Raw genomic sequence first — 522 nt, forward strand, 5'->3', positions numbered from 1 at the left:
CGGGCTGCGCATCCGCACGTGCAGCCGCGCGTCGCCCCCGGCGGCGGTGCCGCTCGTGGTGACGTCGAGCCGTACCGGTCCGGCGCCGGCGTGCCGCAGGACGTTCGACAGGCCCTCCTGCACGACGCGGTACGCGTGCTCGGAGACCGCCGGGTCGAGTTCGCCGAGGTGCTCGGAGGTGGTGCAGCGCAGGTCGGCGCCCGCCGCCCGGGTCTGTTCCAGCAGCTCACCGAGGTCGGCCAGGGTGGGGCGGGCGGAAGCCGCGGGCTCGTCGTCCTCCCGCAGCATGCCCAGTACCCGGTCGAGTTCGGCGACGGCGGTCCCGGCCGTGTGCTCGATGGCGGTCAGTGCGCGGCGGGCGAACTCCACGTCCCGGTCCAGGACACGGCGGGCGGCACCCGCCTGCAACGTCACCGCGCTGAGCGAGTGCCCGATCGAGTCGTGGAGGTCCCGCGCGAGCCGGTTGCGACGGGCCAGCTCGGCGGCCCGTGCCTCGGCGGCGGCGAGCCGGTCCGCGGGGGT

The 522-nt window shown here is 76.6% G+C and carries 1 protein-coding gene; it reads right to left on the reverse strand.

Annotated features, from left to right (window positions below):
• On the reverse strand, window positions 1-522 hold a 522-nt coding region (locus ACYVE9_RS30570; RefSeq protein ID WP_461031090.1), incomplete at both ends, for a sensor histidine kinase.

It is taken from the genome of Streptomyces sparsus (genome assembly GCF_054776295.1).